Below are 4852 nucleotides of genomic sequence, written 5' to 3'. Positions count from 1 at the left end.
GTCTTCTGCGTCCGGTGCAGAGAGTGAGGTGAGCGAGGCCAGCGGTCCCTGGCTGAGGGTGAAGCGGGTGCCGGGGCGCAGGGTGCGCACGCTGGAGCGGGCTTGCCAGAGGGTGCTGCGGGCTTCGGTCGGGGCTGTCGTAGCGCTCCAGCTTGGGTAGCGTTGGGCCTATTGCGAATCAAGGCACCAGTTCTGGCATCACCGGTTCAGTTGGCCGCAGGCGTATGCTTTTTAGCAGACCATCCAGCCGCTCCATGCTCTCTTCCAGAGGTGGCGGGTTGGCCTTCAGTGTGGGCTCCTGCTCTTTGGTAAAGCTGCGCATATCGACGGTGATGTAGGGCAACACACGTGAATGGCCCCAGCCACCGTAGCCGGTGTACACGCTGTAACTGCGAACCGGTGGTTTACCGGCATCGGCAACATTGAGCGAAGCCCCACCTTGCTCGGCCGAGAGTGCGCCGATCTTGGTCTGGCGTGGACCAATGCGTTGTGCGTCTCTGCCCGACACCATGCCAACCGTACCGGCCCTGGCAATGGCGGTCAACAGGCTGGGTTCCGAGCCATCGATGCCGCGCTCTCCTACGACCCCGGTCCCGACGGTGTAAATCACACCGGGTCGATCGGCATAGCGCATGGATACCTCTACCCTGAAACCCAGCTGCCCATCGTCAGGAATAAAGCCGTAAGGCACGCAGATACCGGGTACCTTGGGCACCTCGTACATCTTGCGAAACTGGAAGCGTTTGAGCATGTCCAGAAACGCCTGCTGGCGGACTTCAAACGGCGGCTCACCCTCGCCGCTGGCGCTGACGAACTTATAGGCGCGGCCTTCGTGGAGCACAAAGGCGTACAGGTTCGGGCCACCCGCATAGCCCAGACTCTTGGGGATGCCCAGGTCGAGGGGGTGCCAGTCTTTCTGGATATTGGCGATGCGGGTTTCGGTGTCGACGATGCTTGCCTTTGTTGCCTCAATAGCCGCTAACACGCCTGCACGGTCTTCGCTCGTCATTTGGTAATTCGGGTCATTTAAACGTGTAACTCTGTCTTGGTTGATGCCCGTATCGGTTTCAATCATCGTTTGGTATTGCAGAATACCTATATTCTTTTCCGCATTTGTGGCGCGTTGCATCCGCTCAACATTAGCCCATGTTGCCGGAGCCATGACTACCACTTGCGTATTGCCGACCCAGAGGTCGTCGTGCCCGCCATGCATGTTCTCGGTGAAGCGGTAGCGGTCGCCGCTGTGTAAGCCCGGTGCATTTACGCCCCACTGCAGATCACGTTGCACGTCGAACACCAGCCGCCCCAGGCATTCCTGGCGGACGCCTGCAGGCGTGGTGTAGCCCACGTGGCGGGCTTCCTGTAGCTGCTCAGCCGTCGGCTTGGGCTCGGGGCGTGCGGCGCTGGGGTTTTCTGCACCCGAGGGCTTGCAACCCAGCAGCAGCGCCAGCAGGATGCAACTGGAGAAGGCATGGGGGGTAAAGAGTGCAAAGGGGGCGGATACCCGTCGGTTCAACTTCATACCACCCCCTCTGCAGATTCCACACTACCGGCCTGGGCGACAGATGTGCCGCGTGGATCGCCCGGGAGCGACCTGCCATACCACCATCTGACGCTCAAAATTGCATGAAAAAAGCGAACAAACAAACGGAGCTGAAAACTGTAAGAACATTGCCAATGGAGATTAGAACTCGCCACGAAGTCTTTGCTGAAGCTGGGCGATTTCTCCAGGTTAGAACCAACGAAATAACAGCAGCAACTATGGCAACGGATAAGCATAGTTTCCCAAATATGGAGTCCGAACTTTTTGGAACGCCTCCCCCGCTTCCGCTGACACCTATGCCAGCCGCCAGCATGTAAAAGATTGCGTTTAAAGATCCAAGCCCACCAGCTCCAACACTCACAAAAAACCAAGTTTGGTACTGTAACAACCTGCGCGGCCATTTATTCATGGTTTGCTTCCTTTGGCTACATCTCCCAGCGCCCGTCCAGTTTTCGGATCGAGTCCTTTGGCATGGGCCATTTGGGCGATGCGCTCCGCTGTGGGCAGCGGTGGCGGCACATTGGCCTTCTGAGCTTCTAGCCATTGCAGCTTGCCATCCCACGGCGGCAGCTTGGCCGGGGGCAGGGGCACAATGGAATCTAGCTCGGGCACTTTAGGGTCGCGGTAATCGTAATCCGAGAGCATTTTCCCGATGACCTTGTAGCGACGCGCGCGTTCGGGGTCGGCTTTGGTTTGACCTAGGTAGTAGCCTATGGCGGGGTCAGTGTTTGTGAACCCGTCTTGCAATCTGCTTGCCGCTTGGGTACTGCCGGCTTTAGCGCCCAATTGATAGGCCTCCATCGCTTCACGGGGTTTTTCTTCATAGATATACACACCTAGGTCTAGGGCTGCGGCAGCGTGTCCTTGCTCCGCAGCGCAGCGCTGCATCTGCAAACCAATGGCTGCTTCTTCTTTGGTGTGGTTGTTCAAGTTAACCAGCTTGGTGCTAATGAGGTACTGCGCATCGGGGCTACCCATGTCTGCAGCCTTGCGGTAATAGCGGATGGCCAAGTCCATATCTCCTACCACGCCATAGCCTTCCATCAAATAGTTGCCCATGTCGTAGTAGCCACCCGGGATGCCTCGGTGGAGCAGGTCCTCCACCAGGTCCACACTTTCTTTGATGGGGTTGGGGCTTTGGGCCTGGCCTTTTTTGAGCATGCCGCGCAGAGCCAGGTTGGCTTTGTCATGGCCATAGGCGGTGGCAATGCGGATGAGCCGCTCGATGGCGGGGTAGGCTGCGGGGTCTTCTTGGAGCAGGTTGGCGTTGCGCAGCCAGCGGGCGTGTTGGTAGAGCTGCTCGGCCTCGGGGTCACGTGGGGGAATGAGCTTGGCCTCATGGGCGCAGGTAAAAGCGGCAGCGGGCTTGAGGTTGGCCCTGTCAGGCAGGTCGGGAACTGTCATACGGGTGCGGGCAGGGCTGCGCCGCTGCCTAAGCTTTCCAGCATGCGCTGGGTGTTTTGGGCACCTGAGCCCATGCCCTGGTCGGAGGTGTTTGTGATAACAAACAGGTACAGCTTGCCGTGTTCTTCCGGTGTGCGTCCCCACTGCGACATTTTCTTTGCGTGGTCCTTGATGCAGTCGGCCAGCGGCTGCCAGCGGAAATATTGGTTTTCAATATAGATGAGCTGGGTCGCATTTTTGACCACTTTCAGATACATCGTTTGGATGTCTGTCAGGCCCATTTGAGGTTGGGTGCGCACAATCTGTGCGACCAAGGGAGTGTCACCGGGCCTGGGCTTTTGCTTGTACGCCACACCCGAACGCTTGGGCAGAGGATCGGGTGGTGCGTGACCTGGTTCGTCTTGCAAGGCTTTGTTCCAGGCGGCCTGGAAGTTGTCATACAGGTCTTCCAGAATGGGGCCGGTTACGCGCGAAGAAAAGTCTTCGCGGGGTAGAGGCGCACTAGGCCCTCGGTTGGGCGCATAGGGTCGGCCGTGCATAGCGTGGGCGCTGGTGTCCCAATACCAGTCCAGCATGTTATGGCCCATCACAAAGCCGATGGCATCGTCAGCGCTTTCGTGGTCGACGAGCACCATTTTTTGGTGGTGGGTGGCCACGGTTGCCAGCCAAAAGCGCGTGGTCTTGGAAACCTCTTTGTCGAGATAGCTCTTGGTGGCGATCAACGCGCGGTCGGGTGCACTAAAGCCTCGGCTGCGAAACACCAGGTTTTGCATGGAGGTGTCATTCGTTATGCCTTGGTAGATGCTGCGGATCTTGCGTTTTATGGCGCTATCGGTCTGCGCGTCGTACAAGTCAAACCATTGGCGGCTGTAGTCAAACTGTTGGTCGGTCATGCCTTCGAGTCTGCCCTTGGGCTCCAGGTAACGTCGGCCAGAATTATTGGGTTCGTCTCCAAGTCCGACCACGTTCACCGTAGTCCAGTCGGTCTTTACTTCTTGAGACCAGCACAGTACGCGTACCTTGATTCCTTCACGCGCTTTTTTCTCAAGCAGTTCGCCAATACTGGGGTTTTTACCGTCTCGGATGAAATACATGCTGGGCTGAAAGCCCCAGCAAATAATGCACACCGTCTTTTGCGCAGCTTCAATGGCCTGGTGAATGGCGAGAAAGGCGTTTTCACCGTTGATCAACAGCCCAAATGTGGCAGCTTTGCGCGGGTATTCAGTCTGTGTGACAAACCACGGCGGGGTGAGGGTGGCGTTCATACTGCCACCACGTTGAATGGCAATGGTGGCGGATGGGGGTTTGTTGTCCAAGTGTGCGCTTTCGGGATCTAAAAAGTGTTAGCGGTTATGGGAGATGCATACGCTTAGCTATTAACTGCTGCCTTGAGTGCGTCGTGGTATTCAGTTCGCGACGCCTTGCTACTTTGTTTGTCCTCACCTTTGAAAATCCCTTTTGCGGCCAGAGGGCCTTCTTCCGGGCTGCGAAATCCATCCACCACAGGAATTTCGTATTTCATGCCGTTAGACAACTCAACTTGGTAGTGCTGTATCGCAGGTGAGTGCATCAGTTCTATCGCCCCAGTCTCGTCCATAACTCCCTGCTTCACTACCGCTCCGTTCGCGTACACCTTGTAAGGCATGCCCGCCCAAGCGGTATTCATCCCCATGGGCGAGTTATCGAAGGTAAGGTTCATCGGCACGACGAAACTTCCTTTGGGAAAACTAGGCATGCTCGGATTTATTCGTCCCGGCCCCTCAAACACCTTCTGCCCCGCATGCACCGTAATCTGCCCCGGAGCCTGCGTGGTGATATTCCCCCCTTCAATGGTGATATTCGCCCCACCGGCGGTGCTGATGCTGATCTTCTTCGCCGCAGCCCAGTCGATATGGCCATTCGCGC

General features: G+C 57.2%; 4 protein-coding genes. All 4 read right to left on the bottom strand.

Going from position 1 to position 4852, the window contains the following annotated elements:
* Positions 1-178: 178 nt before the first annotated feature.
* Positions 179-1522, bottom strand: coding sequence for a T6SS immunity protein Tli4 family protein (locus ABI213_RS16415; RefSeq protein ID WP_348027893.1), 1344 nt, complete (start codon positions 1520-1522; stop codon positions 179-181).
* A gap of 426 nt (positions 1523-1948) precedes the next feature.
* A complete protein-coding gene (locus tag ABI213_RS16410) occupies positions 1949-2947 on the bottom strand; it encodes a DUF6396 domain-containing protein (protein ID WP_348027891.1) in 999 nt (332 codons plus the stop codon).
* Positions 2944-4212: a hypothetical protein gene (locus ABI213_RS16405; protein WP_348027889.1), complete on the bottom strand. Its 1269-nt coding sequence runs from the start codon at positions 4210-4212 to the stop codon at positions 2944-2946. The genes ABI213_RS16410 and ABI213_RS16405 overlap by 4 nt, the downstream gene beginning before the upstream one ends.
* Positions 4213-4316: 104 nt before the next feature.
* The coding region (locus ABI213_RS16400; RefSeq protein WP_348027887.1) for a DUF2345 domain-containing protein at positions 4317-4852 on the bottom strand (536 nt) is incomplete at its 5' end.

The sequence above is a fragment of the Rhodoferax sp. genome (assembly GCF_039922535.1).
Lineage (GTDB): Bacteria > Pseudomonadota > Gammaproteobacteria > Burkholderiales > Burkholderiaceae_C > Rhodoferax_B.
Note: the sequence above shows the minus strand (reverse complement) of the source record. Positions and strands in the feature narration are given on the sequence as shown.

Bases quoted from the DNA above. Each gene is read 5' to 3' on its own strand.
- ABI213_RS16415 (WP_348027893.1), bottom strand. From the start codon at position 1,522: ATGAAGTTGAACCGACGGGTATCCGCCCCCTTTGCACTCTTTACCCCC.
- ABI213_RS16410 (WP_348027891.1), bottom strand. From the start codon at position 2,947: ATGACAGTTCCCGACCTGCCTGACAGGGCCAACCTCAAGCCCGCTGCC.
- ABI213_RS16405 (WP_348027889.1), bottom strand. From the start codon at position 4,212: ATGAACGCCACCCTCACCCCGCCGTGGTTTGTCACACAGACTGAATAC.